Here is a 26748-nt window from a genome sequence, read left to right as displayed (position 1 = left end):
GCTGTCCGTGATGGTGCTGCTCGTCAGCATGTACACGATGAAGCCGCTCGACTTCGCGGCGTTCCCGAGCGTGCTGCTGTTCTCGACGCTGCTGCGCCTGTCGCTGAACGTCGCGTCGACGCGCGTCGTGCTGCTCGAAGGCCACACCGGCCCCGACGCGGCCGGCCAGGTGATCGAGGCGTTCGGCCACTTCCTCGTCGGCGGCAACTTCGCGGTCGGCATCGTCGTGTTCGTGATCCTGATGATCATCAACTTCATGGTGATCACGAAGGGCGCGGGGCGGATCGCCGAAGTGTCCGCGCGCTTCACGCTCGATGCGATGCCCGGCAAGCAGATGGCGATCGACGCCGACCTGAACGCCGGCCTCACCAACGAGGAACAGGCGCGCAAGCGGCGCCTGGCCGTGTCGCAGGAAGCCGAGTTCTACGGGTCGATGGACGGCGCGTCGAAGTTCGTGCGCGGCGACGCGATCGCCGGCCTGATCATCATGGCGATCAACGTGATCGGCGGGCTGATCGTCGGGATGGTCCAGCACGACATGTCGTTCGCCGCGGCCGGCACCAACTACACGCTGCTGACGATCGGCGACGGCCTCGTCGCGCAGATCCCGTCGCTCGTGATCTCGACCGCGGCCGGCGTGATCGTGTCGCGCGTCGCGACCGACGAGGACATCGGCACGCAGATCACCGGCCAGCTGTTCACGAACCCGCGCGTGCTGAACATCACCGGCGCGATCATCGTGCTGATGGGGCTGATCCCGGGCATGCCGCACTTCGCGTTCCTCGCGCTCGGCGGCGGCGCGATCTGGCTGGCGCGCACGCAGACCAAGCGCGCCGCGGCCCGCAAGGCGGCCGGCGACGTGACCGACATCGCGCCGCCCGCCGTGCTGCCGGCCGACAGCCACGAAGCGACCTGGGACGACGTGCAGCTGATCGACCCGCTCGGCCTCGAAGTCGGCTACCGGCTGATCCCGCTCGTCGACAAGAACAGCGACGGCGAGCTGCTCAAGCGCATCAAGAGCATCCGCAAGAAATTCGCGCAGGAAATCGGCTTCCTGCCGCCGGTGATCCATATCCGCGACAACCTCGAACTGCGGCCGAACGCGTACCGGATCGCGCTGAAGGGCGTCGAGATCGGCTTCGGCGAAGTGTTCCCGGGCCAGTGGCTCGCGATCAACCCGGGCCAGGTGACGGCCGCGCTGCCGGGCGCCGTCACGCAGGATCCCGCGTTCGGGCTGCCGGCCGTGTGGATCGACGTCGCGCTGCGCGAGCAGGCGCAGGTGTACGGCTACACGGTGGTCGACGCGAGCACGGTGGTCGCGACGCACCTGAACCATCTCGTCGTCCAGCACGCGGCCGAGCTGCTCGGCCGCCAGGAAGTGCAGGCGCTCGTCGAGCGCACCGGCAAGGACGCGCCGTCGCTCGTCGAGGACCTGGTGCCGAAGACGATCTCGCTCACCACGCTGCAGAAGGTGCTGCAGAACCTGCTCGAGGAAGGCGTGCCGATCCGCGACATGCGCACGATCCTCGAGGCCGTGTCCGAGCATGCGGGCCGCGGCGACGCATTCGAGATCACGGCGGCGGTGCGGCTCTCGCTCGGCCGCGCGATCACGCAGCAGTGGTATCCGGGCAACGGCGAAATGCAGGTGATGGGCCTCGACGCGAATCTGGAGCGCGTGCTGTCGCAGGCGCTCGCCACCGGCGCGAATCCGGGCCTCGAACCCGGCCTCGCGCACAACCTTCTGACCGGCACGCAGCAAGCGATGCTGCGTCAACAGAATCTCGGGCTGCCGCCCGTGCTGCTGGTGCAGCACGCGCTGCGCGCGATGCTCGCGCGTTTCCTGCGCCGCAGCCTGCCGCAACTGAAAGTGCTGTCGTACGCCGAAGTGCCGGACACACGCACGATCAAAGTCGTTAACGTCATCGGGGGTTCCGCTTGAACATTCGCAAATTCACCGGCGCAACGAGCCGCGACGCACTTCGTCTCGTGCGCGAGGCGCTCGGCGCCGACGCGGTCGTGCTGTCGAACCGCACGCTCGATGACGGCAGCGTCGAAATCGTTGCACTCGCCGATTCGGATCTCGCCGCGGTGGCGCCGCCGGCCGCGCGTCCGCGCCTCGCCACGTCGCGCGCGCCGGAATCCGTGCCGGCCGCCGCCGTGCCGGGCATCGTGTCGCGCCCGGGCATCGCTCCGCGCCCGGCCGTCAATCCGTATGCGGCGGGCGAAGGCGGGCTGCCGGACGTGTTCTCGTCCGTGTTCGGCGCGAGCGCCGACATGCAAGACGCGGATGCGCACGCGGCGCCGATCGATGCGGACGCGCCCGCGGCGGCAGCGCCGTCGAGCGCCGCATCCGCCGCGGCAGGCATGCCGGCCGCCGGATCGTCCGCGCCTGCTTCCGAACCCGCACCGTGGCTCGTCGAGCACGCGAAGCGCCTGACGCAGCAGCGCGACGCGCTGATTGCCCGTGCGCAGGCGTCTGCCGAGCCGCAGGCGAGCGCGCCCGCGCCGCAAGCCGCCGCCCGCGCGACGCCGCCCGACTGGGCGCGCGACATCGTGCGCGACGCCGAACGCCGGTCGCCGGCCGCCGGAGCGTCGGCCTCTGCGAAGCGCGCAGCCGACACGGGCGCCGCATACGGCGCCAGGGCGACGGAACGCACGCACCTGTCCGCCGACACGGCCGCCGTGGTGGCCGATGCGGTGAAGTCGCGCATCGAGCGGATCGTCAACGACACGGTGATGCAGGAGCTGGGCGAGCTGCGCGGAATGATGGAAGAGCAGTTCGACAGCCTGATGTGGCACGACCGCCAGCGTCGCGGCCCCGTCCACGGCGCGCTGACGAAGCACCTGTTCGCGGCCGGCTTCTCCGCGCAGCTCGTGCGGATGCTGGTCGACAACCTGCCGGCCGGCGACGGCGCGCAGACCTTCGAGCAGGCCGCCGAATGGGCGCAGTCGGTGCTCGCGTCGAACCTGCCGGTGCTGGACAGCGAGGACGCGCTGATGGAGCGCGGCGGCGTGTTCGCCCTGATGGGCCCGACGGGCGTCGGCAAGACGACCACCACCGCGAAGCTGGCCGCGCGCTGCGTGATGCGCTTCGGCGCGAGCAAGGTCGCGCTGCTGACCACCGACAGCTACCGGATCGGCGGCCACGAGCAACTGCGCATCTTCGGCAAGATCCTCGGCGTGCCGGTTCACGCGGTGAAGGATGCGGGCGACCTCGCGCTCGCGCTGTCCGAGCTGCGCAACAAGCACATCGTGCTGATCGACACGATCGGCATGAGCCAGCGCGACCGCGCGGTGTCCGACCAGATCGCGATGCTGCACGGCGCGAACGCGCCCGTGCAGCGCCTGCTGCTGCTCAACGCGACGAGCCACGGCGACACGCTGAACGAAGTCGTGCAGGCGTACCGCAGCGCGGGCGAGCATCCGGACCTGGCCGGCTGCATCCTCACGAAGCTCGACGAGGCGACTCACCTCGGCGGCGTGCTCGACACGGTGATTCGCTACAAGCTGCCGGTCCACTACGTGTCGACCGGCCAGAAGGTGCCGGAGAACCTGTACGTCGCATCGACCAAATTCCTGCTGAAGAGCGCGTTCTGTGTACCGCGCGACGGCTCGCCCTTCGTGCCGCAAGACGAGGACATGCCGACGCTGCTTTCCGCACTGACCGCACGTTCCACCGCCGAGCTGCACGAGGTGCGATTTGGATAAACGGATCATCGATCAGGCCGAAGGGCTGCGGCGCCTGCTGGCCGGGCGCGCGTCGCGCATCGTCGCGGTGACGGGCGGGCCCGCGGGCGTCGGCTGCACGTCCACCGTCGTGAACCTCGCGGCGGCGCTCGCGTCGCTCGGCAAGGACGTGCTCGTCGTCGACGAGCGCGCCGACGTGCATTCGGCCAGCGCGACGCTCGCCGGCGCGTGGCTGCGCGACGGCGAACGCACGCGGGTGGCGGCCGGCTTCGGCCTGTGCGGCGCCGCGCGGCTCGCGCGCGCCGGCTACGGCGACGCGCAACTGAGCGACTTCATCGACGGCCCGGCCGACATCGTCCTCGTCGACGCGCAGCTCGGAGCCGACGGATCGTTGTCGGCGCTCGCGCGCGAAGCGCACGACGTGCTGATCGTCACGCGGGTCGCCGCGCAGGCGATCACCGAGGCGTATGCGTGCATGAAGCGGCTGCATTTCGCGCACGCGTTCGCGCAGTTCCGCGTGCTGACCAATCAGGTCGCCAGCCACGCGGACGCGAAGACGGCCTTCGACAACCTCGCGGGCGTCGCGAGCCGCTACCTGACCGTGTCGATCGCCGACGCGGGCTGCGTGAGCGCCGATCCGCTCGTCGAGCACGCCCGCGAACTGATGCATGCGGTGGTCGACGCGTTTCCGTCGTCGGCTGCCGCGCGCGACTACCGGCAGATTGCCGCCGACCTGTTGTACTGGCCGATGCGCCCGGGTTCGGGCGCGGGCCGCGCGGTCCATGCCGGCGGCAAGCCGTCGTATGAGGCGGGCGCGGCACACGCCGCGTGAGCGCCACCCGAAGGAGGGAGCCATGATGTACAACGCTCAAGGAAAGATGTCCCAGGCCGACGTGCTCGCGCAATATGCGCCGCTCGTGCGCCGCCTTGGACTGCAGCTCGTCGCGAAGATGCCGGCGAGCGTCGATCTCGACGATCTGATCCAGGCCGGCATGATCGGCCTGATGGACGCGGCCGGCCGCTACAAGGAAGACCAGGGCGCGCAGTTCGAGACCTACGCGACGCAGCGGATCCGCGGCGCGATGCTCGACGAGCTGCGCAGCAACGACTGGCTGCCGCGCAGCCTGCGCAAGACGTCGCGCGAGGTCGAGCACGCGGTGCACCAGGTCGAGCAGCACCTCGGCCGCTCGGCGACCGAGACCGAGATCGCGCAGCACCTGAACATGCCGCTCGACGAATACCAGGGGATGCTGCAGGATCTGCACGGCAGCCAGCTCATCTACTACGAGGATTTCGATCGCGCGGCCGACGACGAGCCGTTCCTCGACCGTTATCGCGTCGATCATGCCGATCCGTTGTCGGCGCTGCTCGACGAGCACCTGCGCGAGGCGCTCGTGGAGGCGATCGAGCGGCTGCCGGAGCGCGAGAAGCTGCTGATGTCGCTGTACTACGAACGGGGCCTGAATCTGCGCGAAATCGGCGCGGTGCTCGAGGTGAGCGAATCGCGCGTGTGCCAGTTGCACAGCCAGGCCGTCGCGCGCCTGCGCGCGCGGCTGCGCGAACAGGCGTGGGTCGGCGCCGAGTCCTGACCCCGGCGTCCTGCCCCGTTGGCCACGGCCGCGCGCGCCGCGCCGCGCGCGTCTCGTGCCTACGCATCGTCCTTGCGCATTTCGCGCGCCGATTTGCTACAATCCCCTCCGTTTTCCGAGGAGCGTTGCGACGGGCCATCAGTGTCCGCCAGGCTCGGAGAGCTTCACCAAGCAGCCGTGCGGCGATTTTCCCGCCGGCCCCGCTTCCTGAACGGCGCTCACGTCACCAATCTAGAAACTTTTTAGAAAGGAGGGCGTGATGAACGCCATTATCGATTCCAAGGCTTCCCACGATTACGTCGTCGCCGACATGGCGCTGGCCGGCTGGGGCCGCAAGGAACTCAACATCGCCGAGACCGAAATGCCGGGCCTCGTGCAGATCCGCGACGAATACAAGGCGCAGCAGCCGCTGAAGGGCGCGCGCATTGCCGGTTCGCTGCACATGACGATCCAGACGGGCGTGCTGATCGAGACGCTGAAGGCGCTCGGCGCGGACGTGCGCTGGGCATCGTGCAACATCTTCTCGACGCAGGATCACGCGGCGGCCGCGATCGTCGAAGCCGGCACGCCGGTGTTCGCGTTCAAGGGCGAGTCGCTCGACGAATACTGGGAGTTCTCGCACCGCATCTTCGAATGGCCGAACGGCGAATTCGCGAACATGATCCTGGACGACGGCGGCGACGCCACGCTGCTGCTGATCCTCGGCGCGAAGGCCGAGAAGGACCGTTCGGTGATCGCGAAGCCGACCAACGAGGAAGAAGTCGCGCTGTACAAGTCGATCGCGGCGCACCTCGACGTCGACGCGAACTGGTACTCGAAGCGCCTCGCGCACATCAAGGGCGTGACCGAGGAAACCACGACCGGCGTGCACCGCCTGTACCAGATGGAAAAGGACGGCCGCCTGCCGTTCCCGGCGTTCAACGTGAACGATTCCGTCACGAAGTCGAAGTTCGACAACCTGTACGGCTGCCGCGAATCGCTCGTCGACGGCATCAAGCGCGCGACCGACGTGATGATCGCGGGCAAGGTCGCGGTCGTCGCGGGCTACGGCGACGTGGGCAAGGGCTGCGCGCAGTCGCTGCGCGGGCTGGGCGCGACCGTGTGGGTCACCGAAATCGATCCGATCTGCGCGCTGCAGGCGGCGATGGAAGGCTACCGCGTCGTGACGATGGAATACGCGGCGGACAAGGCCGACATCTTCGTGACGGCGACCGGCAACTACCACGTGATCAACCACGATCACATGAAGGCGATGCGCCACAACGCGATCGTCTGCAACATCGGCCACTTCGACTCGGAAATCGACGTCGCGTCGACGCGCCAGTACCAGTGGGAAAACATCAAGCCGCAGGTCGACCACATCATCTTCCCGGACGGCAAGCGCGTGATCCTGCTGGCCGAAGGCCGCCTCGTGAACCTCGGCTGCGCGACCGGCCACCCGTCGTTCGTGATGTCGAACTCGTTCGCGAACCAGACGCTCGCGCAGATCGAGCTGTTCGTGCGCGGCAACGAGTACGAGAACAAGGTGTACGTGCTGCCGAAGCATCTCGATGAAAAGGTCGCGCGCCTGCACCTTGCGCGCATCGGCGCGAACCTGTCGGTGCTGTCGGACGAGCAGGCGTCGTACATCGGCGTGCAGAAGGACGGCCCGTTCAAGCCGAACCACTACCGCTATTGATCCCGATGCGCGGCCGCCGCCGCGTCGTGCGCCCCGAACGGGCGTGCGCGGCGCGGCGGCGCTCCCCGATCGTACCGATCGACAACCGAACCGGAGCCCTCCATGAGCGTCATCCTCACCTGGGTCATCAACGCGCTCGCGCTGCTGATCATCACGTACCTCGTGCCGTCGATCCACATCAAGAGCTTCGGCACCGCGCTGATCGTCGCGGTCGTGCTCGGGCTGATCAACACGGTGATCCGGCCGGTGCTGATCCTGCTGACGCTGCCCGTCACGATCGTCACGCTCGGGGTGTTCATCCTCGTCGTGAACGCGCTGTGCTTCTGGTTCGCGTCGTCGCTGCTGAAGGGCTTCGAGGTGTCGGGGTTCTGGTCCGCGTTCTTCGGTTCGATCCTGTACAGCATCGTGTCGTGGCTGCTGTCCGCCCTGATCTTCGGCCAGCGCGACTTCGGCTGAGCGCGGGCGGGCGCAGGCCCAATCCCATCGAATCATGAAACCGATCGAACTCTCGTTTGAATTCTTCCCGCCGAAGTCGGCGGACGGCGTCGAAAAGCTGCGCGCCACGCGCGCGCAGCTGCTGCCGCTGAAGCCGAAATTCGTCTCCGTGACGTTCGGCGCCGGCGGCTCGACGCAGCAGGGCACGCTCGATACCGTGCTCGACATGCAGAAGGACGGCCTCGAGGCCGCGCCGCACCTGTCGTGCATCGGCTCGTCGCGCGACAACCTGCGCGCGATCCTCGACCAGTACCGCTCGCACGGCATCCGGCACATCGTCGCGCTGCGCGGCGATCTGCCGTCGGGAATGGGCGAGGTCGGCGAGCTGCGCTATGCGTCCGAGCTCGTCAGCTTCATCCGCGCCGAGCACGGCGACTGGTTCCACATCGAGGTCGCCGGCTATCCGGAGTACCACCCGCAATCGCGCTCGCCGAAGGCCGATCTCGAGAATTTCGCGCGCAAGGTGAAAGCCGGCGCGAATTCCGCGATCACGCAGTACTTCTTCAACGCGGATGCGTATTTCCGCTTCGTCGACGATACGCGCAAGCTCGGCGTGGACGTGCCGATCGTGCCGGGCATCATGCCGATCACGAACTTCTCGCAGCTGATGCGCTTCTCCGAGATGTGCGGCGCCGAAGTACCGCGCTGGGTCGCGCGCCGGCTCGAGAGCTTCGGCGACGATCGCGAGTCGATCCGCGCGTTCGGCGCGGACGTCGTCACGAGCCTGTGCCAGCGCCTGATCGACGCGGGCGTGCCGGGGCTGCACTTCTACACGCTGAACTTGGCGACCGCCACGCGGACGATCTGCGAACGGCTCGCGGTGTAACGAGCGCCGTCACGCGGTTGCCTGCGTGAAAGCCCCGCCGGTTTGCGCCGGCGGGGCTTTTTTATCGTGACGCGCCGCGCATGCCGCGCGGCGCAAGCCGCCGAATCAGCGCTGCGCCTGCATCAGCGGCGGGCGGCGGTCGAACCACGGCCGCGCCTGTTCGAGCTGCCGCGCGAGCCGGAGCAGCAGCGCGTCGTCCGCGTGGCGCGCGGCGAACTGCACGCCGATCGGCAGCCCGCGCGCATTCCAGTACAGCGGCACCGACATCGCCGGCTGGCCGGTCAGATTGAACAGCTCGGTGCAGCCGGCCCACGCGAACGCCTTCTCCGACGATTTCGCGAGCATTTCCTTCAGCAGCGGCTTCACCGGCAGCGCGGCGACGAGCTTCATCTGCGCGGATTCGAACGGCGTCGGCTGCAGCTCGCCGATCTTCACCGGCGGCCCCGCGAGCGATGCGCACAGGATCGCGTCGTAACGCGACACGAGACCGGCGACCTGCACGGTGAGCTGGCGCTGCCATTCGAGCACGTCCGGCAGGCGCGTGCGCGCGAGACGCCGGCCGACCACCGCCATCGCCCACGTCGCGGCCTCGAATTCGCCGCGCCGCGGTGTGCGGCCGGTCAGCGCGCGCGCGCCGAGCACCATGTCCTCGGCGATCGTCGCCCACAGTGTCAGAAAGGTTTCGGCCGCGCGCGCGTAGTCGATCGGCAGCGTCGCGGGCTCGACGTGGTGGCCGAGCGATTCGAGCAGCGCGGCCGCATCGTCGAGCGCCGCGCGCGTGTCGTCGGCGAGCGCCGGCGCGAGCATCGGATCGACGACGAGGCCGATCCGCAGCGGGCCGGGCGGCGTATCGAGCGCGCCGAGGAAGGTGCCGGGTGCGCCGGGCGGCAGCGTCTGGCCGGTCGTCACGTCGAGCAAGAGCGCACTGTCGCGCACGCTGCGCGACACCGCGTGCTGGACGACGAGTTCGCCGTTCGACGGCAGGTCGACGAGCACCGGGTTGCGGCTCGGCTTCAGCCCGAACAGCCCGCAGCACGACGCCGGAATGCGGATCGAGCCGCCGCCGTCGGACGCATGCGCGAGCGGCACGATGCCGGCCGCGACGGCCGCCGCCGCGCCGCCGCTCGATCCGCCGGGCGTGTGGTCGAGATTCCACGGATTGCGGCACGCGCCGAACAGTTCCGGTTCCGTGTACGGCATCTGGCCGATCTCGGGCGTGTTGGTCTTGCCGAATACGTTCAAGCCCGCCGCGCGGCTGCGCGCGATCACCGGTGAATCGTCGGTCGGCACGAAATACCGGTAGTGCCGGCTGCCCATCGACAGCGGCAGCCCGGCGACCGCCGCGCCGAGATCCTTGACGAGATACGGCACGCCCGCGAACGGCGCGTCGGCGCCGGGTGGGGGCGCGGCCGCCGCACGCGCGCGCGCGGCTTCGTAGTCCTGCAGCACGATCGCGTTGATCGCGCCGTTCACCGCTTCGGCCTGGCCGATCGCGGCGTCGAGCAGTTCGCGCGGGCTGGCGTGGCGGTCGCGCACGAGCGCGGCGAGGCCGATTGCGTCATGCGCGAGATAGTCCGAGTGCATCGCGGTCACCCCCGTTGTGACTCGTGGCGATGGTGCGAGCATAACGCGGGCCCGGCGTGGCCGGCCCGCGGGCGGGCCTTTTTAGAGATGCTCGGCGAGGAAGGTCAGCGTGCGGCCGTGCGCGAGCGCCGCGGCGCGCTGGTTGTACGACGCGCGGTCCGTGCAGTTGAAGCCGTGCTCGGCGCCCGGGTACACGTGGAACGACGCATCGCCGTGGCCGGCGAACGCGGCCTTCACCTGGTCGACGGCCGTGAGCGGAATGCCGTGGTCGTTTTCCGCGTAGTGGAACAGGATCGGCTGCGTGACCTGGCCGGCGAGGTCCAGCGCGTTCTGGATGCCGCCGCCGTAATAGGCCACCGCCGCGTCGAGCTTGCCGGTCGCGGCCGCGCGATACGCGAGCTGGCCGCCGAAGCAGTAGCCGATCGCGGCGAGCTTGCCGGCCACTTCGGGGCGTGCGCGCAACACGTCGGCCGTCGCGACGATGTCCGCGACCGCGAGACCCACGTCGGTCTTCTTCAGCAGCTCGATGCCCTTGTCGCGATCCGCGCCGTCGTAGGTCAGCTCGACGCGCGGCTGCGTGCGCCAGAACACGTCCGGCGCGAGCGCGACGAAGCCGTCGGCCGCGTACTGGTCGGCGACCGCGCGGATGTGCGCGTTCACGCCGAAGATCTCCTGGATGATGATGACGGCAGGGCCCTTGCCGCGCTTGGGAAGTGCGAGATAGCCGCCGAAGCTGTCGTTACCGGTCGGGATGTCGATCCATTGGGCAGTCACGTTCTGAACTCCTGCGTGCGGGGTGCGCGAGGCGCACCGGAGAGTGAAAAGAGGGCGGCCTAGTGTGCCACCAATCGACCGGTGCTGCAGCGCACGCGGGCACTTCTCGCGCAGCGATCGTTTCGATCTCGATTTTTCATTTTTCGACGCCGCGCCGCTTCGATAGAGTCGATGTGTCGGCCTTTACAAAGCGCTTTCGCGCATCGTCATCGAAGGATTCGCCATGTCTGCCCGCCCGTTTTCCACGCCCTTTTCCGAACGCTTCGGCCTGCGCCTGCCGCTCGTGCAGGCGCCGATGGTCGGCGCGACCACGACCGCGATGGTTGCCGCCGCGTCGAATGCCGGCGCGCTCGGCAGCTTCGGCGCCGGCGCGCTCGCGCCCGAGCGTATCGAGGCCGAAGTCGCCGCGATCCGCGCGGCGACCGATCGCCCGTTCGCGATCAACCTGTTCGTGTTGCCCGATGAAGCCGCGCCCGACGCGGCGACCGTCGCGCGCGCGCTGGCGGCGATCGACCCGCTGAATACCGCGCTCGGCCTGCCGCCGGGCACGGCGCCCGCGCGCTACGCGCCCGATTTCCGCGCGCAGCTCGATGCGCTCGTCGCGCTGCGCGTGCCGGTCGCGAGCTTCACGTTCGGCGTGCTCGACGCGGCCGACGTCGCGCGCCTGAAAGCCGCCGGCACTTATGTGATCGGCACCGCGACGCACGTGGCCGAAGGGCGCGCGTGGCAGGCGGCCGGCGCCGACGCGATCTCCGCGCAGGGCGCCGAGGCGGGCGGCCATCGCGGCACCTTCATCGGTGCCGCCGACGACGCGCTGATCGGCACGCTCGCGCTCGTCCCGCAGCTCGTCGACGCGACGGGCCTGCCGGTGCTGGCCGCGGGCGGCATCATGGACGGCCGCGGCATCGCGGCCGCGCTCGCGCTCGGCGCGCAGGCCGCGCAACTCGGCACCGCGTTCCTCACGTGCGCGGAAAGCGCGATTGCGGCGGACTGGAAGGCGCGCCTGCTCGCGAGCGCCGATACGTCGACGCAGGTCACGCGCGCGATCACCGGCCGTCACGCACGCGGGCTGCGCAACACGCTGATGGCGCGGCTCGGCGAGCACGCGGCCGACGTCGCGCCGTATCCGGTGCAGAACGCGCTGACCCAGCCGCTGCGCCAGGCGGCCGCGCGCGCGAACGACGGCGACTATCTGTCGCTGTGGGCCGGCCAGGGCGCGCCGCTCGCGCGGCGGCGCGGCGATGCGCTGACGACGTCGCAACTGGTCGCCGCGCTCGACGCGGAATGGCGCGCATCGGCGGCCTGAACACCGGTTCGGCCGCTTGAACGGTTCATGTCGGGCGACGAAACGCGCGGGGTGTCACGCGCGTTTCATTCAATGATCCAGGTCACAAAATACCGAATCGAAATGCCCGCGCGAATCGATTGAAACGACCTTTCGACAATATGTCGAAATTAGCGGAAACCCTTATCCACCGGGGCTTGCAGCGCTATTCGAGTCATCCTTCCAGAGCGCGTATATCGGTAGTGTTACCACTAGCCCAAAAAAATCCCACAAATTAATTTGATCACCTACACTTGCGCGCAAGTACGAGCGGGCGGCTGCTAAAAGCGGCGGTTTTCACGTGCTTGAGGCCAAGTGCATGAAGGATGCAACCGGCGAATCGTCCAGTGATGGCAAACACGGGGATGGCAGCGGGGCACCGGGCGATGGCGTTTTTTGGGACCGAACTGGAGACTTACATGAATATCAAGATGCAAAAGCTGTTGCCGATCACCGCAGCGGCAATGCTGTGCGCTGCAGCTGCAAGCAACGCGTCCGCCGATCAAGTCGTCAAGATCGGCCACGTCGCGCCGTTGACGGGCGGCATTGCACACCTGGGTAAGGACAATGAAAACGGCGCGCGTCTCGCAGTCGAGGAGATCAACGCGAAGGGCCTGACGATCGGCGGCCAGAAGATCACGCTGCAACTCGACGCACAGGATGACGCCGCCGACCCGCGGCAGGCGACGCAGGTTGCGCAGAAGCTCGTCGACGACAAGGTCGTCGCGGTGGTGGGCCACCTGAACTCGGGCACGACGATCCCGGCCTCGAAGATCTACAGCGATGCGGGCATCGTGCAGATCTCGCCGTCGGCAACCAACCCGGCCTACACGCAGCAAGGCTTCAAGACCACGTACCGCGTGGTGGCGACCGATGCGCAGCAGGGCCCGGCACTGGCGAACTACGCGCATTCGAAGGGCATCAAGAGCGTGGCGGTGGTCGACGATTCGACCGCGTACGGCCAGGGTCTCGCGAACGAATTCGAGAAGAAGGCGAAGGCGCTCGGCCTGAAGGTGCTGTCGCATGACGCGACCAACGACAAGGCGGTCGACTTCCGTGCGATTCTGACGAAGATCAAGGGCGAGAACCCGGACGCGATCATGTACGGCGGCATGGACGCCACCGGCGGCCCGTTCGCGAAACAGGCGAAGCAGCTCGGCCTGCGCGCGAAGATCTTCGCGGGCGACGGCGTGTGCACGGAAAAGCTGGCCGACCTGGCCGGCAACGCGACCGACAACATCGTGTGCTCGGAAGCCGGTGCCTCGCTCGAGAAGATGCCGGGCGGCGCCGCGTTCAAGGCGAAGTACGAGAAGCGCTTCGGCCAGCCGATCCAGATCTACGCACCGTTCACGTATGACGCCGTGTACATCATCGCCGACGCGATGAAGCGCGCGAACTCGACCGACCCGGCGAAGATCCTCGCGGCGATGCCGGCGACGAAGTACACGGGCGTGATCGGCACGACGACCTTCGATTCGAAGGGCGACCTGCAGCACGGCGTGATTTCGCTGTACAACTACAAGGACGGCAAGAAGACGCTGCTCGACGAAGTGAAGATGTAACGCGAAGCGGTCGACAGGAGGGTGAAGACGCGCATGCGGCAACGCATGCGCGTTTTCTTTTTGGGCCGGCGTGCGCCGCCGCGCCGTCAGATCTTCAGGTGCGCGAGCACCTTCGGGGCGACGAGCGCGACGAGCGCCGCGCACAGCGCGACGACCGACAGGCCGATCGTCAGATTCGCGGCCTGCGCGACCGCGCCGATCACGACCGGCCCGAACAGCAGCCCGAAATACGCGAGCCCGGCCACGTGCGCGAGCCCTTCGGCCGCGTGGATGCCCTTCACGCGCGCGGCGGCTGCGAACAGCACGGGCATCATGTTGGCCAGCCCGAGCCCCATCAGCGTGAAACCGGTCAGCACCGCGACCGGATTCGGCAGCAGCAGCGCGCCGATCATCCCCGCGCAGGCGAGCGACGCGCTCGCGAACACGAGCTGCGGCGCGCCGAAGCGGGCGCGCACGGCATCGCCCGCGAAGCGCGCGACGGCCATCCCGCCGGAGAACGCCGCGTACGCGGCGCTCGCGAGCGCGGGGCTCGCCGCGACCACGTCGCGCATGTAGACGGTCGCCCAGTCGTACATCGCGCCTTCGGCGATCAGCGCGATCAGCGCGATGCCGCCGAGCATCCACAACGCGGGCGAGCGCCAGCGGTTGCCGCCGCCGTGCGCCTGTTCGTGGTGCGGCACGTGCGGCAGCACGGCCGGGCTCGCGGCCACGAGCACCGCGGCGCTCGCCGCCGCCGCGAGCGCGAGATGCGCGGCCGGCGCCATGCCGGCCGACAGCAGCGCGCCGCCGGCCGCCGCGCCGGCCATCCCGCCGATGCTGAACATCCCGTGCAGCGACGACATGATCGGCTTGCCGAGCGCGATCTCGACCGCGCTGGCCTCGGCGTTCATCGCGACGTCGAGCGTCGCCATCGAGAAGCCGAACAGCGCGAGCACCACGAGCAGCATCCAGTAATCGGGCACGACGAGGATCAGCGCCGCGCACGCCGACATCACGAGCCCGCCGGCCAGGCACGCGGTGCGTGAGCCGACGCGCGCGATCCAGCGCGCGATGGTCAGCATCGCGGCGATCGACCCGCCGGCGACCGCGAACAGCGCGATCGACAGCAGCCCGGGGCTCAGCGCGAACTTGTCGCGCACGGTCGGCACGTGCACGCCCCACGACGCGTACATCATGCCGGCGACGAAGAACAGCGCCATCGACGCCGTGCGCGCGCGCTGGCGGGCCGGCAGCGGCAGCACGCGATGCGCGTCGGGCGGCGCGGCGAACGGGGACGGCGATTCGGGGGAAGAGGATTCGGACACGGGGCGGCTCGTTGGGAAAATGCGCGGGCGCACGCGGCGCCCGTCGGATGGGTCCGATTCTATCGAACCGCTTACGATCCTGCCGGGCGATGGCCGTTCGGTCGATGCGCGGCCGATCGGGCCGACCCGCGGCAGCGGCCCGGTCGCGCATTGGCCGTTCGGTCGATGCGCGGCGGGCGGCGCCCGCGGGTAACATCGAAACCCTGGCCGACGCGCCGCCTTTCGACCGCAGGAGTCACCTTGAACATCGATCCCGCCCTCGCCCTGCACCTGCTGCACCGCTGCGCGTTCGGCACGCTCGCCACCCATGCGCGCGAACCGCAGGGCTTCCCGTATCCGACGGTCGTGCCGTTTGCACCCGATGCAAGCCATCGGCCGGTGATCCTGGTGAGCGGCCTGGCCGAGCACACGCGCAATCTCGCCGCCGATCCGCGTGCGGGCTTTCTCGTTGTCGACGCAAGCGCCGGCGATGTGCCGAACGCCGAGCGCGCGACGCTGCTGGGCCGGTTCGTGCCGCTCGGCGACGATCCGCACGTCACCGCGCGCTACCTGCGCTACGAGCCGGACGCCGCGCGCTATCTCGCGCTCGGCGATTTCGGGTTCTGGGCGCTCGAGATCGAGCGGCTGCGCCATATCGTCGGGTTCGGGCGGATGGGCTGGGTCGACGGCGCGCATCTCGATGCGCTGCCGCCGCTCGCGTTCGACGACGAACAGGCGCTGTGGGCGGCATACGACGCGGGCGATGCACGCCGCGACGGGCTCGATCTGCTCGGCGTCGATCGTCATGGCGCGGACTGGCGATGCGGCGGCCGCCGCGTGCGCACGCCGTTCGACGCGCCGTCGGCCGACCTCGGCGCGCTGCGGGAGCGGCTGATCGCCAGCGCAAAGGATGTGACGTGACGTCACGGGTCAGCGATTTGTTCGTTTAGCAAACGGCGTCATGTGGTTTTCGTCAAACTCTCGTCCGATGAAAGCTTTGATTTTTTGAGTGCAGGGTAATTGCGTATGTTGAAAGACCTAATGGTCAATCGCTAATGTCCTAATCTCTATGGAGGAGCGTAAAAATTTGAGAAAAGGCCGCGGCCGGTCAAAATGACATGTGCGAATTACAATTGATCTCGGGATTTTCATGAATCTCGCTTCTATCAAATCTTTTTTGTGCTAATCTCTGCCTTCGAAAATCCGAGGCACATATATTTCATGAATGGTGAGCTGGCTGCAGACCGGCGCCATTGGTCAGATAGATAGAAAGGGAAACTATGTCTTCTTACAAGGACCTGCTGGCCCAGCGGGAGAAGCTGGAGAAGCAAATCGAAGAAGCGAAGTCGCGTGAATACGCTGAAGTGCTGAATGACGTGAAGCAGAAAATTGCCGACTACGGCTTTTCGCTCGCCGAACTCGGTCTCAGCCGCGCGAAGGCCGGCAAGGTCGGTCGTCCGCGCGCAGGCGTGGCCGCCAAATACCGCGATCCGGAAACGGGCGCGACGTGGTCGGGTCGTGGCAAGCCGCCGCGCTGGATCGCCGGCAAGAACCGCGAACAGTTTGCGATTTAAACGTTCGTTTAGGTTGTTCGCTCTTCGAAAGAGCCGCGTATCCGTCGAGGAGCGCGGCTTTTTTGTTTTCCGGGCATAGGCGGGCCCGTCCGCCCCGTCATGAAACTGCAAGCACGTCGTGTGAATGAAAATGCGACACGTTCGCATAAGCGATTGATTTAAATGAGAAATTTGTGGGTATTGGAAGGGCTTGCGGGGCGCCTTTGATAGAATTGCGTACCGCACACCGATATCTCATATTTCATGTCCACGTTTTCCGGCGACGCGCAGAGCGCAGATAAGCACGCAGTTGCGCGCAAGAGCACGCTCGTCAGTATTGTCCTCAATGTCGTTCTTGCGACATTTCAGATCGTCGTCGGCGTGATTGCGCATTCGCAGGCATTGATTGCGGACGGTGTGCATTCGATTTCCGATTTGATCTCGGATTTTGTCGTGCTGGTTGCGAATCGGCATAGCGGCGCATCGCCGGATGCCGACCACAATTACGGCCATAGCCGCTACGAGACGGTCGCGTCGCTGTTTCTCGGGGCGATCCTGATCGCGGTCGGTATCGGCATGCTCTGGCGTGCCGGCGACCGCCTCGTTAATCTCGAAAACATTCCGGCCGTGCATTTTTCCGCGCTGATCGTGGCGCTCACGGTGCTCGTGTCGAAGGAAGCGCTGTTTCGCTACATGCTGCGCGAAGCGCGACGCGTGCGCTCGGCGATGCTCGTCGCCAACGCATGGCATGCGCGTTCGGACGCGGCGTCGTCGCTCGTCGTCGCGATCGGCATCGTCGGCAGCCTGGCCGGCGTGCGGCTGCTCGACCCGATCGCGGCGGCGATCGTCGGCTTCATGGTCGCGCGCATGGGCTGGACGTTCGGCTATGACGCGCTGCAGGATCTCTCCGACCGCGCGCTCGATACGGCCGACACGGCCGAGATCCGCGCGCTGCTCGTCGCGACGCCCGGTGTGCGCGACGTACACGACCTGCGCACGCGCAAGATGGGCGATGCCGCGCTCGTCGATGCGCACATCCTCGTCGATCCGAAGATCTCCGTCTCCGAAGGGCATTACATCGCCGAGACCGCGCGGGCGCGGGTGCTGTCCGACCCGCGCGTGCTCGATGCGCTGATCCATGTCGACCCGGAGAACGACGCGGCGCGCCGCCCGGCGCTCGCGCTGCCGCCGCGCGGCGAACTGGCGGCGCGGCTCGAGGCCGCGCTCGCGCAGCGTGGGCTCCATGTGGCGGCGATCAACCTGCATTACCTGAGTACGGGGCTCGAGGTCGACGTGACGCTCGACGGCGATCCGCGCGACACCGATGCGGCGCTGGCCGGCCGGCTCGACATCGACACGCTGAAGCGCGAATTCGGCGCGCGCCGGATCGGCTTCACGCGCACGTTGCCCGTGCGGACGTGACCGACAACCGACAACCGGCGGCCGGCAGCCGCGAACGCGGACCCCGCGGGGCAGGGCCGCGCGTTACAGCGGCAGTTGCGTGTCGAACTTGATTTCGCGCAGCACGACGCTCGTGCGCACCTGCGACACGGCCGGGATCTTGAAGATGCGTTCGTGCAGGAACACGTCGTAGGCCTTGATGTCCGGCGCGACGATCTTGAGGATGTAGTCGGCTTCGCCGGTCGTGCTGTAGCACTCGGTGACTTCCGGGCAGGTCGCGATCTCGCGCTCGAACTGCTCGACGCCGCCTTCGTTGTGGCGCGTCAGGTGCACGTGCGCGAGCGCGCAGACGTGCAGGCCGAGCTTCTCGCGATCGAGCAGCGCCGTGTAGCGCTGGATCACGCCCGACTGTTCCATGTCCTTGATGCGGCGCCAGCACGGCGTGCTCGACAGCCCGACCTGGTCGGAGATTTCCTGAACCGAACGGCGCGCGTCGAGCTGCAACAGGCGAAGGATTTTTTGCGAAAAGGAATCGAGCGTCACCTGCGCCTCCATGCGGCAGCTACAACACGCTCAATGTTAGAGGGCCGGAAAAGGAAAGGCAATCTGGCGACGCGTGACTGAGCGGGATTCGCTAATTTGCGCGCGGATCCGTGGGATTTTGTCCCGCCCCCGCGCGGTCCGACCGATCGGTATCCGACACGGCCAGGCCCGCCAGCGCCGCTTGCTGGCGGCGCAGGTCGGCGAGCATGTTGCAGAACAGCGCGCCTTGCTCGATCGCGTCGTCGAGCGCGACGTGCGTATGCGGATGGTCGTCGAACCAGTGTTTCGGAAAGCGCGGCTTGATCGCCTTGCGGTACGGCAGGCCCGTCATCGCGAACGCGAGCGTCTTGATGTCGAGCGCCGACCACGAGAACGGGCAGCGCCCCGCGAACCGCATCATGTACCAGAACATGAACGTGAAATCGAAGCCGGCCGGCATCGCGACGAACACCGGCTTGCCGGGCAGCGCCTCGACCCATTCGACGTACGCGACCAGCGCCGCGTCGGGCGCCTGCAGGTCGCGCCGGCAGGCGGCCCAGGCTTCCGGCTCGGTCTTCCACCAGGCTTCCTGCACCGGGTGCGCGTGCGCGCCGGGCAGCGTCTCGAGGTTCGCCGAGAACGTCGCGATCAGCTGCTTGTCCTCGGTATAGGCGGCCGACGCGAAGCTCAGCATCGAATGCGGGCCGGGAATCGGGCCGTCGGCCTCGACGTCGGTGCTGACGTAAATTTCCGGGATGGCGGTCTGGTTCATCCGAATACCTTGTCGGACACGAACGGGTTCGTGCGGTGCTCGTCGCCGAACGTCGACACCGGGCCGTGGCCGGGCACGAACGTGACGTCGTCGCCGAGCGGCCATAGCTTGTCCTTGATCGAACGGACGAGATCCTCATGATTGCCGCGCGGGAAATCGGTGCGGCCGATCGAGCCCGCGAACAGCACGTCGCCGACGATCGCGATGCGATGCGCGCGGCTGAAGAACACGACGTGGCCGGGCGTGTGGCCCGGGCAGTGATAGACCTCGAGCGTCTCGTCGCCGAACCGCACGGTGTCGCCGTCGTTCAGCCACCGGTCGGGCTCGAACACGTCGGCGGCCGGAAAGCCGAAGCGCTCGCTCTGCATGGGCAGATTCTCGATCCAGAAGCGTTCTTCTTCCTGCGGCCCCTCGATCGGCACGCCGTAGCGCGTCGCGAGCGTCTTCGCGCCCGCGCAGTGATCGATGTGCCCATGCGTGAGCAGCACCTTCTCGACCTGCACGTTCTGCCGCGCGACTTCCTGTTCGATCCGGTCGAGATCGCCGCCCGGATCGACGACGGCGGCGCGGCCCGTCTTCTCGCAGACGAGCAGCGAGCAGTTCTGCTGGAACGGCGTGACCGGAATGAGCGTGACTTTCATGGAGGCACCGGCGGCTAAAAGGAGCGATTGTACCGGTCGCGCGCGCGGCCTGCCGGCCGTGCGACGCACGCTTCGCCGCGCGGATCAGGGCATTCCCCGAGCATGCCGATTGTTACAACCATAGCGAGAATCAATGGTCCGCCGGGGGCGCTTTTCGAGACAAGGTTTTGATTTATGTATAATGCGCCCCATTGCGCGTGAATTTCACGCCATTCGCTGGTGTATCGGCCCCGTTAAACGAGGCGTCGGATTCACCGTCAAGCATCGACCGCCGGGGAGTCCGGCGGTGTATCCAGCACCGAGCATTCGGTGCTCACGTCTTGTCCGGCCGGGTGCTGCGCGCCCGCCTGCGGCCCTGCTGCCGCGCCGCCGGATGAGGCCTGTGCCGCCGTTCCTGTGCGTTGTTCGTAGCAACGCGCGCGAACGTGGAGCCATGTTCGATGGCGGCATGTGGGGTCTGGTCAGGCTGTTGGGGACAGGTTGCGCCAGACGTGAAAGCTAATCAGGACGGTTGCGGCCTAGACGAACGCCGCGCCCATGCTAGCCGCCTGCTCGCATTCGAGCGGGGCGTGCACGCATTTGCCGTCCGGGCCGCATATGTCTGCGTTGTGAAGCAGCGTTGTATCGATGCGGCCCGAACCAGAAGGCGACACGTCGATGAATTTACGTTTTCCGAGCCGATTCGGAACCATTGCATTGTTTTTTGCGCTGACGGGCTGTGCGGTGCCATCCAGCCAGACCACCGGCAGCGTGAACCAGAAGAAGGCGGTCGACAAGACGGCCGCTGCCGCGAAGGCGGACGACGACAAGCAGCCGCTCAATTTCGATTCCGCGCTGGCATCGATGCCGGCTGCCGACAGCAAGGACGCGAAGCAGTCGTCGCTGGCGGACGCCGAGCCGATCGACGGCAAGGATGTGTCCGATTTCCGTCAGACCGGCCGCGCATCGTGGTACGGGCGGGATTTCCACGGCCGCCGCACCGCGAACGGCGAACGCTTCAACATGAACGCGCTCACCGCCGCGCACCGTACGCTGCCGCTGTCGTCGTACATCAAGGTGACGAACGCATCGACCGGCAAGTGGGTCGTCGTGAAGGTCAACGATCGCGGGCCGTTCAAGCGTGGCCGCGTGCTCGACCTGTCGTATGCGGCGGCCAAGATGATCGGCCTCGTTCACGCCGGCACCGGCCGCGTGAAGATCGAAGGGCTGTCGCCGCAGGAAGCGCGCGAGGCGCGCGACGAAATGTTCGCGTCGATCTCGGCGAAGTAACGCGGCGCGACAACCCGCCGCAACAACCCGGCGGATCGTCCGCTCATGCGCAAAGGGCTGCCTTCCGGCAGCCCTTTGTCGTTTCCGCGCGGCGGCTGCGCGCGTCAGCCTTCGTTGCCGTCCTTCAGCACGAGCGCACGCGCATACAGCGTGTTGCGCGATGCGCCGGTCAGCGCGGCCGCGAGCTTGGCCGCGCTCTTCACCGGCACTTCTTCCAGCAGCAGCCTGAGCAGCGCGTCGTGCGCGGTGTCGTCGGCTTCGCCGCTTGCCGCCGGCGCGCCTTCGACGATCAGCACGAACTCGCCGCGCTGCCGGTTCGCATCGCCGGCGAGCCAGCTCTGTCCTTCGGCCAGGGTGCCCTGGAACAGCTGCTCGTGTAGTTTGGTGAGCTCGCGCGCGATCAGCAGCCGGCGCGCGGGGCCGAACGCGTCGGCGAGCGCGTCGACGGTTTCGGCGATCCGGTGCGGCGCTTCGTAGAACACCAGCGCATAGGGGTGCGACGCCAGCGCCTGCAGCGCGGTCGCGCGCTGTTTCGCCTTCGGCGGCAGGAAGCCTGCGAACGTGAACGCGCCGGCCCAGTCGCCGGCCACGCTCAGCGCGGTCACGGCCGCGCTCGCGCCCGGCAGCGGAATCACCGTGAAGCCGGCCGCGCGCACGGCGTCGACGAGCCGCGCGCCGGGGTCCGAGATGCCCGGCGTGCCGGCGTCCGACACGTAGGCCACGCGTTCGCCGCCACGCAGCAGTTCGATCACGCGCTGCGCGGCTTCGCGTTCGTTGTGCTCGTGCACTGCCACGAGCGGTTTCGAGATCCCGTAGCGGGCGAGCAGCTGGCCCGTGTTGCGGGTGTCTTCGGCCGCGATGCGGTCGGCGAGGCCGAGCACGTGCAGCGCGCGCAGCGTGATGTCGGCCGTATTGCCGATCGGCGTGGCGACCACGTAGAGCGCGGCGTCCGGGTAGTGCTGCGTATGCGCGAGTTCGAGGAGGGCAGTCATGGCAGGCAATGCACGCAATCGCGGCACGAACGGAACAAGGACGGCATTGTGCCACGCGGCGCCGGCGCGGCCGGAGGGCGCGAGCAGCCGGCCGCATTCGGGCGACAACTTTTCCGGCGCGGCGCGATCCAAACCGGTCGGCGCGGCGTTCGAGCAGCGCGCGCGGCAGTTTCTCGAGCGTCATGGCCTGGGGTTCGTCGCGGCGAACGTGACGATGCGCGGCGGCGAGCTCGATCTCGTGATGCGCGAGCCCGACGGCATGCTGGTGTTCGTCGAGGTGCGCGCGCGGCGCAGCACCCGGCATGGCGGCGCGGCCGCGAGCGTCGGCTGGCGCAAGCGGCGGCGTCTGATCGCGGCGGCGCTGCAGTTCTGGTCGCGGCACGGGGCCGGCGCCGCGTGCCGTTTCGACGTCGTCGCGTTCGAGGCCGGACGGCTTGCGTGGCTGCGCGACGCATTTCGTACCGACGATGCGTAGCCGCGAGCTGTGACGAGATGTAAAGAGTTCTTGCCGGACCCCCGGAGAGGGCGCCGGAGTACGGTAAACTCGCCGCACCCACGATGTCGCGCGAGTTGTGCCGCGCGCCCAGTTCACCAGGAATCGATGTCAGTCGAACGTATTCAGCAACAATTCCGCGACAGCGCCGCGCTTCACGCCGAAGCGGCCGATGCGCTGTCGCTGCCGATCGCAGCCGCGGTCGATGCGATGTTCGCCGCACTGGCGAACGGCAACAAGATCGTCGCGTGCGGTGACGGCCCGTCGGCCGCCGCCACGCAGTATCTCGCCGCGTCGCTCGTCGGCGGTTTCGAGCGCGAGCGTCCGGGCCTGCCCGCGATCGCGCTGGCCACCGACGCATCGCAGGCCGGCCTCGCGGGCGCGGCGGCGGCCGAGCAATTGTTCGCGCAGCAGGTGCGCGTGCTGGGCCAGACGGGCGACATCCTGCTGGTGCTCGACGCGGGTGGCGCGTCGCCGCGCGTGCTCGCGGCGATCGACGAGGCGCACGAGCGCGAGATGACCGTCGTCGCATTGACGGGCGGCAACGACCACACGGTCGCGGCCGCGCTGTCCGATACCGATATTCCGATCAGCGTGCCCGCCGTTCGCGCGGCGCGCATCCACGAAGTCCATCTGCTGACCATCCACTGCCTGTGCGACGGCATCGACGCGATGCTGCTGGGTGAGGATTGAACGAAGGAGAGCCGTCGATGAATCAAAGCCGCGTCAAAGGGACGCTCGTCAGAACTACGTTGCTCGTCGCGCTGACGGCGGGCCTTGCCGTGTCGCTGCAGGGCTGCGTGCTCGGCGTGCTGGGTGCCGCAGCAGGCGGCGGCGCGTTGATCGCGACCGATCGCCGTACGCTCGGCGCTCAGACGGAGGATCGCGAGATCCAGGTCAAGTCGCTCACGCAGATCAACAACGGGCTGCCGGACCAGTCGCACGTGAACGTGACGGTGTTCAACCGCCGCGTGCTGCTGACGGGCGAAGTGCCGAACGATGCGTCGAAGCAGCGTGCCGAAGAAATCGTGCGCGGCATCAACAACGTGAACGGCATCGTCAACGAGCTGTCGGTCGAGCCGGCGTCGTCGCTGTCGTCGCGCGCGAACGACTCGTACCTCGAAGGGCGCGTGAAGTCGGAGCTGATCGCGACGAAGGGGATCTCGGCGAACTACTACAAGGTCGTCAGCGAACGAGGCAATATTTACCTGATGGGCCTCGTGACGGTGGACGAAGGCAATCGCGGCGCGGAGGCCGCGAGCCAGGTGCCGGGCGTCGAGAAGGTCGTGAAGGTGTTCCAGTACGTGAAGCCGCAGGACGCGCAGGCGCTGCAGGACGCGTCGCCCGCGAGTGGCGCATCCGGCGCGCAGGCGGCCGCCGCACCGGCGGACAGCGCGACGGTGGGTGCGGTGCCCGACGCGTCGGTGCAGTCCGCGCCGCTGCAGTCGCCCGCGCCGATCTCGAATTCGTCGAGCGTGCATCCGGGCAATCCGAAGGCGAAGGCGCAATGACGGGCAGGCAGATGACGCAGATGAAACGATGGATGGTGCAGGGCGCCGCGGCCGCGGCGTTCGTGGCCGGTACGCTGGGCGCCGCGCACGCGGACGTCGGCGACGGCCTGAAGGTTGCGCGCAGCAACGCGTGCATGGGCTGCCACGCGGTCGACCGCAAGCTCGTCGGCCCGTCGTTCAAGGATATCGCCGCGCGCTACAAGTCCGATCCGCAGGCCGTCGCGAAGCTGTCGAAGAAGGTGAAGGACGGCGGCTCGGGCGTCTGGGGCGCGATTCCGATGCCCGCGCATCCGCGCATGAGCGACGCCGACGTCCGGTCGGTGGTCGAATGGGTGCTGGCCGGCGCGCCGTCAAAGTAAGTTGTCAGGGGCGATTCAACCCCTATTGCCAAGCGCGGAAATGCGTGTGTATGATAGTTGACTGTTGGGGCGGTAGCTCAGCTGGGAGAGCGTCGCGTTCGCAATGCGAAGGTCGGGAGTTCGATCCTCCTCCGCTCCACCAAGAACATATTCGCGGTCATGCGACTTGAGACAGGAAGCATATTTTTGCCTCAAGTGCAAAGATATGCTTCCCAAGCCACAAAGCCGGCCTTGCGCCGGCTTTGTGGCATCTGGCCGCCCAGAACCTGATGCCGCAGGTGTCACGGAGATTGCAGGCGAGAGGCGCAACTAAACGCTCGTGATAGCAAAGCGCCCTAACGTAGCGGTCGGAATGGGCTCGACGAGCGTCGGTAGCTGACGATAAAGGTCGTGCAAAGTGAGACCGCGCGTCGGAGGGAGCCACGTAATGTCGGCAACCTCATTCATTTCAACTGCCCGGTGCGAACACGCTACAGGGGGCGAATCCCATTAGCTTTCGCGGGACCGCCGCGGGCACCGGCGAACGATGGTTGAATAGTTCGCCCGTGCCAGTACGTATCTATCGTTTGACGCGATACCGCTTTTGGCGTGATGAGTTTGCTCCTGGATTGGCTTGGGATTTCTGGAGTCCCAAGGGCGTACTTCCAGTGTTGCTATCGTTCAAATACCAGCGCCCAGTGTCCAGTGGGTTGCCCTCGTCTATGACGTGTTGGCGGCTGCGCTAAACCGAGGGCGAGGCGGAAATCATCCGTTGCGACGATTGTTTCTCTTGGCTTGGAAGACATACCAACCCCCGACAACCGATCGGCAGGCTGCCACCGTTGAGCGATTCATGGGATACCTCGACGAGGATGAAGACTACGATCGTAGATACGATGATTTCGTATCTGTTTTGCTCCCGGAAACAAGAAATTTGCTAAGAGGAGAGTGAGATAGCTCTCGGTCGTGCCGGTTAGGTCGTTGATCTTTGCGTGTAGCCGTAAGGAGAACAGCTTTGTCATGGTAAGCGTATGTACCTGCTTGCCAAGCTACAGTGATCTCAGTGATGAACGGTGCGGGAAACTAGCGTGCGGTGTCCTCTTTCTGCTGTTGATGAACCAAAAAAGCGGGGCATTTTACTTATCCGCGAGAAACTGCTGCTGACTGGCGATCAGTGATGCACCACAGGCGGTCTTCATGCCATGCAGGGCGACAGCGCGACCTTCAATCGAATACTGGCTCGATCCCTGAATGATCGGGAATATACCTTTACATTTCGGGCAACTGACCATATGGCCAACGCCAGCCGCTGGCTGACCACTGAGATCCATGCCTCCGAAGCCATCCAGCACGATACCACCGTGATCCGTCAAGTCGACCTTACGAATGATCGGTTGCATTTTGTCAACTCAATACTTCATTCTTTGTCAATTACTACTCGGCTGTTATCGAGATATTTTTAGAAAATATCATTCCGAATCAGTAAATTTCGGGTCCTTCACTATGTCATCATCGTCGATGGAGTAGTAAAGAAATCCAAGCTCCTTTGTTTCCACAAGAATGCCTTCTGACAATTTTCCGCCTCCGACCAACTCTTCATCGATAAGCCAGTCGTCATACCCATCTACACATTGGCGCTTGTCGAAATCACAGACGACAAGGCCAGCAACGTCCCCCTCGACGATAACATGATCGCCAATGTGGATCTCTAGCCCAGATGAAACGTATTTCACGATGCGCCTCCTCCCTATCAAGGCGAGTTGAGAAATGGCTCAATCGGCACCATGCTTGACGTTAACTGCTCCGGCTTAAGCACATATTTTTGCTTCGCCCAGAAGCAAATGCATTTCGGATATGGCGACTGATTGGCCTGAAATATATTGTGATGCGACCCGTATACACCATGTTGCATTTCATTATCAGGTATCACATCAAGCGGCCTGTACGCAAATGTGCCAACCGCGATGATTTTCCCCGAAACGGTTTTGCACGGGTTGCATTTATTCGGGCAATCATCTTTTTCTTTGACCTTTTCTTGCGTACTGTCCGTGGACCTCGTCATGTACCAAATGCCGGCTCCGATCATGACGAGCGCACCGATTCCTGCGCCGATCAGTGTTCCCGGTCCCGGAACGACACTTCCGATACCGGCCCCCATTGCTATTGTGCCGAGGCCATCAGGATCGATCTTGTGTGTCGGAATGCCGTCCGCATAGGCGTAGAAATTTAGCCCTGCACGCAGTCCGATCGGATCTTGATTGATGTATCGACCTATAGCTGGATCGTAGTATCGATGCCGGTTGTAGTACAGCCCGGACTCTCTGTCCCTGAATTGCCCCGGAAACCGAATCGGGTTGTCGATTTCGTCGGCGATCATGGACTTCGTCTGTCCGTAGCCGTCGAAGTCTGCCGCCCACACGACGCGGCGCATCTCGTCGTAGAGTTCTTGCGGAG

The 26748-nt window shown here is 66.6% G+C and carries 28 protein-coding genes, 1 tRNA gene and 1 riboswitch; of the genes, 18 read left to right on the top strand and 11 right to left on the bottom strand.

All coding sequences use genetic code 11. The features are described from left to right. The 7 genes from flhA to metF all read left to right on the top strand — a co-directional run. Positions 1-1939: flagellar biosynthesis protein FlhA (gene flhA, locus AC3IFE_RS31275; RefSeq protein ID WP_489194141.1), on the top strand; the 1939-nt coding region annotated here is incomplete at its 5' end. Then, a complete protein-coding gene (gene flhF, locus AC3IFE_RS31270) occupies positions 1936-3708 on the top strand; it encodes a flagellar biosynthesis GTPase FlhF (protein ID WP_489194139.1) in 1773 nt (590 codons plus the stop codon). The genes flhA and flhF, both read left to right, overlap by 4 nt. Beyond that, entirely contained in the window at positions 3701-4519 is an 819-nt protein-coding gene (locus AC3IFE_RS31265; protein WP_301740099.1) for a nucleotide-binding protein, read from the top strand. The genes flhF and AC3IFE_RS31265 overlap by 8 nt, the downstream gene beginning before the upstream one ends. A 22-nt stretch (positions 4520-4541) precedes the next feature. Then, positions 4542-5276, top strand: coding sequence for an RNA polymerase sigma factor FliA (locus AC3IFE_RS31260; RefSeq protein WP_089466394.1), 735 nt, complete (start codon positions 4542-4544; stop codon positions 5274-5276). Positions 5277-5387: 111 nt separating this feature from the next. Then, positions 5388-5503, top strand: a riboswitch (S-adenosyl-L-homocysteine riboswitch). Positions 5504-5535: 32 nt separating this feature from the next. After that, positions 5536-6954 (top strand): adenosylhomocysteinase, encoded by a 1419-nt coding sequence (gene ahcY, locus AC3IFE_RS31255; protein WP_089466395.1) that lies wholly within the window; start codon positions 5536-5538, stop codon positions 6952-6954. A gap of 102 nt (positions 6955-7056) precedes the next feature. Beyond that, positions 7057-7410 (top strand): phage holin family protein, encoded by a 354-nt coding sequence (locus AC3IFE_RS31250; RefSeq protein WP_089466396.1) that lies wholly within the window; start codon positions 7057-7059, stop codon positions 7408-7410. Between the two features lie 34 nt (positions 7411-7444). Next, positions 7445-8275: a methylenetetrahydrofolate reductase [NAD(P)H] gene (gene metF, locus AC3IFE_RS31245; RefSeq protein ID WP_489194136.1), complete on the top strand. Its 831-nt coding sequence runs from the start codon at positions 7445-7447 to the stop codon at positions 8273-8275. 105 nt (positions 8276-8380) lie between these two features. Here the strand turns inward: metF and AC3IFE_RS31240 are convergent, their stop codons facing one another. Further along, a complete protein-coding gene (locus AC3IFE_RS31240) occupies positions 8381-9859 on the bottom strand; it encodes an amidase (protein ID WP_301740113.1) in 1479 nt (492 codons plus the stop codon). A gap of 81 nt (positions 9860-9940) precedes the next feature. Beyond that, positions 9941-10633, bottom strand: a complete 693-nt coding sequence (locus tag AC3IFE_RS31235; protein WP_089466398.1) for a dienelactone hydrolase family protein — start codon at positions 10631-10633, stop codon at positions 9941-9943. 223 nt (positions 10634-10856) lie between these two features. Between AC3IFE_RS31235 and AC3IFE_RS31230 the strand changes: the two genes are divergently transcribed. Together AC3IFE_RS31230 and AC3IFE_RS31225 are read left to right on the top strand one after the other, a co-directional pair. Then, positions 10857-11939, top strand: a complete 1083-nt coding sequence (locus tag AC3IFE_RS31230; protein WP_489194134.1) for an NAD(P)H-dependent flavin oxidoreductase — start codon at positions 10857-10859, stop codon at positions 11937-11939. Between the two features lie 437 nt (positions 11940-12376). After that, complete coding sequence (locus tag AC3IFE_RS31225) at positions 12377-13519, top strand: branched-chain amino acid ABC transporter substrate-binding protein (RefSeq protein WP_089466449.1); 1143 nt, start codon at positions 12377-12379, stop codon at positions 13517-13519. Positions 13520-13605: 86 nt separating this feature from the next. Here the strand turns inward: AC3IFE_RS31225 and AC3IFE_RS31220 are convergent, their stop codons facing one another. Then, positions 13606-14718, bottom strand: a complete 1113-nt coding sequence (locus AC3IFE_RS31220; RefSeq protein ID WP_489194147.1) for an MFS transporter — start codon at positions 14716-14718, stop codon at positions 13606-13608. A gap of 345 nt (positions 14719-15063) precedes the next feature. Here AC3IFE_RS31220 and AC3IFE_RS31215 point away from each other — a divergent pair, with 345 nt between their 5' ends. The 3 genes from AC3IFE_RS31215 (at position 15064) to AC3IFE_RS31205 (ending at position 17777) form a co-directional block, all read left to right on the top strand. Next, entirely contained in the window at positions 15064-15723 is a 660-nt protein-coding gene (locus AC3IFE_RS31215) for a HugZ family pyridoxamine 5'-phosphate oxidase (RefSeq protein ID WP_489194131.1), read from the top strand. 359 nt (positions 15724-16082) lie between these two features. Further along, positions 16083-16376: an H-NS histone family protein gene (locus tag AC3IFE_RS31210; protein WP_006491875.1), complete on the top strand. Its 294-nt coding sequence runs from the start codon at positions 16083-16085 to the stop codon at positions 16374-16376. Positions 16377-16619: 243 nt separating this feature from the next. Beyond that, complete coding sequence (locus AC3IFE_RS31205) at positions 16620-17777, top strand: cation diffusion facilitator family transporter (protein WP_089466402.1); 1158 nt, start codon at positions 16620-16622, stop codon at positions 17775-17777. 63 nt (positions 17778-17840) lie between these two features. On the opposite strand, the gene AC3IFE_RS31200 is transcribed toward AC3IFE_RS31205, so the two are convergent. The 4 genes from AC3IFE_RS31200 to AC3IFE_RS31185 form a co-directional block, all read right to left on the bottom strand. After that, the gene (locus AC3IFE_RS31200; protein WP_006477376.1) at positions 17841-18311 is read right to left on the bottom strand and encodes an Lrp/AsnC family transcriptional regulator; all 471 of its coding nucleotides are present in this window, start codon (positions 18309-18311) and stop codon (positions 17841-17843) included. A 79-nt stretch (positions 18312-18390) separates the two neighbouring features. Further along, positions 18391-19050 carry a 3'-5' exonuclease family protein gene (locus tag AC3IFE_RS31195; protein ID WP_089466403.1) on the bottom strand — a complete coding sequence of 220 codons (660 nt, stop codon included), beginning with the start codon at positions 19048-19050 and terminating at the stop codon, positions 18391-18393. After that, positions 19047-19691: an MBL fold metallo-hydrolase gene (locus AC3IFE_RS31190; protein ID WP_489194127.1), complete on the bottom strand. Its 645-nt coding sequence runs from the start codon at positions 19689-19691 to the stop codon at positions 19047-19049. Before AC3IFE_RS31190 ends, AC3IFE_RS31195 begins: the two co-directional genes overlap by 4 nt. A 518-nt stretch (positions 19692-20209) precedes the next feature. Continuing rightward, complete coding sequence (locus AC3IFE_RS31185) at positions 20210-20467, bottom strand: hypothetical protein (protein WP_179233352.1); 258 nt, start codon at positions 20465-20467, stop codon at positions 20210-20212. Between AC3IFE_RS31185 and AC3IFE_RS31180 the strand changes: the two genes are divergently transcribed. Then, positions 20349-20960, top strand: a complete 612-nt coding sequence (locus tag AC3IFE_RS31180) for a septal ring lytic transglycosylase RlpA family protein (RefSeq protein ID WP_089466405.1) — start codon at positions 20349-20351, stop codon at positions 20958-20960. The two genes, AC3IFE_RS31185 and AC3IFE_RS31180, sit on opposite strands and share 119 nt — an antisense overlap. A 104-nt stretch (positions 20961-21064) precedes the next feature. Here the strand turns inward: AC3IFE_RS31180 and rsmI are convergent, their stop codons facing one another. Then, positions 21065-21952: a 16S rRNA (cytidine(1402)-2'-O)-methyltransferase gene (rsmI, locus tag AC3IFE_RS31175; RefSeq protein ID WP_489194125.1), complete on the bottom strand. Its 888-nt coding sequence runs from the start codon at positions 21950-21952 to the stop codon at positions 21065-21067. A gap of 46 nt (positions 21953-21998) precedes the next feature. Here rsmI and AC3IFE_RS31170 point away from each other — a divergent pair, with 46 nt between their 5' ends. The 5 genes from AC3IFE_RS31170 (at position 21999) to AC3IFE_RS31150 (ending at position 24457) form a co-directional block, all read left to right on the top strand. Further along, complete coding sequence (locus tag AC3IFE_RS31170; RefSeq protein ID WP_489194145.1) at positions 21999-22427, top strand: YraN family protein; 429 nt, start codon at positions 21999-22001, stop codon at positions 22425-22427. A 126-nt stretch (positions 22428-22553) separates the two neighbouring features. After that, positions 22554-23138 (top strand): SIS domain-containing protein, encoded by a 585-nt coding sequence (locus AC3IFE_RS31165; protein ID WP_489194123.1) that lies wholly within the window; start codon positions 22554-22556, stop codon positions 23136-23138. 17 nt (positions 23139-23155) lie between these two features. Then, positions 23156-23956, top strand: a complete 801-nt coding sequence (locus tag AC3IFE_RS31160; RefSeq protein ID WP_489194121.1) for a BON domain-containing protein — start codon at positions 23156-23158, stop codon at positions 23954-23956. Further along, positions 23953-24315 (top strand): c-type cytochrome, encoded by a 363-nt coding sequence (locus tag AC3IFE_RS31155; protein WP_301740093.1) that lies wholly within the window; start codon positions 23953-23955, stop codon positions 24313-24315. The genes AC3IFE_RS31160 and AC3IFE_RS31155 overlap by 4 nt, the downstream gene beginning before the upstream one ends. 66 nt (positions 24316-24381) lie before the next feature. Further along, a tRNA-Ala gene (locus AC3IFE_RS31150) sits at positions 24382-24457 on the top strand. A 973-nt stretch (positions 24458-25430) separates the two neighbouring features. Here AC3IFE_RS31150 and AC3IFE_RS31145 read toward each other — a convergent pair. The 3 genes from AC3IFE_RS31145 to AC3IFE_RS31135 all read right to left on the bottom strand — a co-directional run. Further along, entirely contained in the window at positions 25431-25694 is a 264-nt protein-coding gene (locus tag AC3IFE_RS31145) for a PAAR domain-containing protein (RefSeq protein ID WP_489194119.1), read from the bottom strand. A 69-nt stretch (positions 25695-25763) separates the two neighbouring features. After that, on the bottom strand, positions 25764-26027 hold the full coding sequence (locus tag AC3IFE_RS31140; protein WP_489194118.1) for a hypothetical protein: 264 nt from the start codon (positions 26025-26027) through the stop codon (positions 25764-25766). 17 nt (positions 26028-26044) lie between these two features. Continuing rightward, positions 26045-26748, bottom strand: a 704-nt coding sequence (locus AC3IFE_RS31135; protein ID WP_489194116.1) for an RHS repeat domain-containing protein, incomplete at its 5' end; no start/stop codon positions are given.

Source organism: Burkholderia sp. APQ4-4ca, assembly GCF_057837105.1.
Note: the sequence above shows the minus strand (reverse complement) of the source record. Positions and strands in the feature narration are given on the sequence as shown.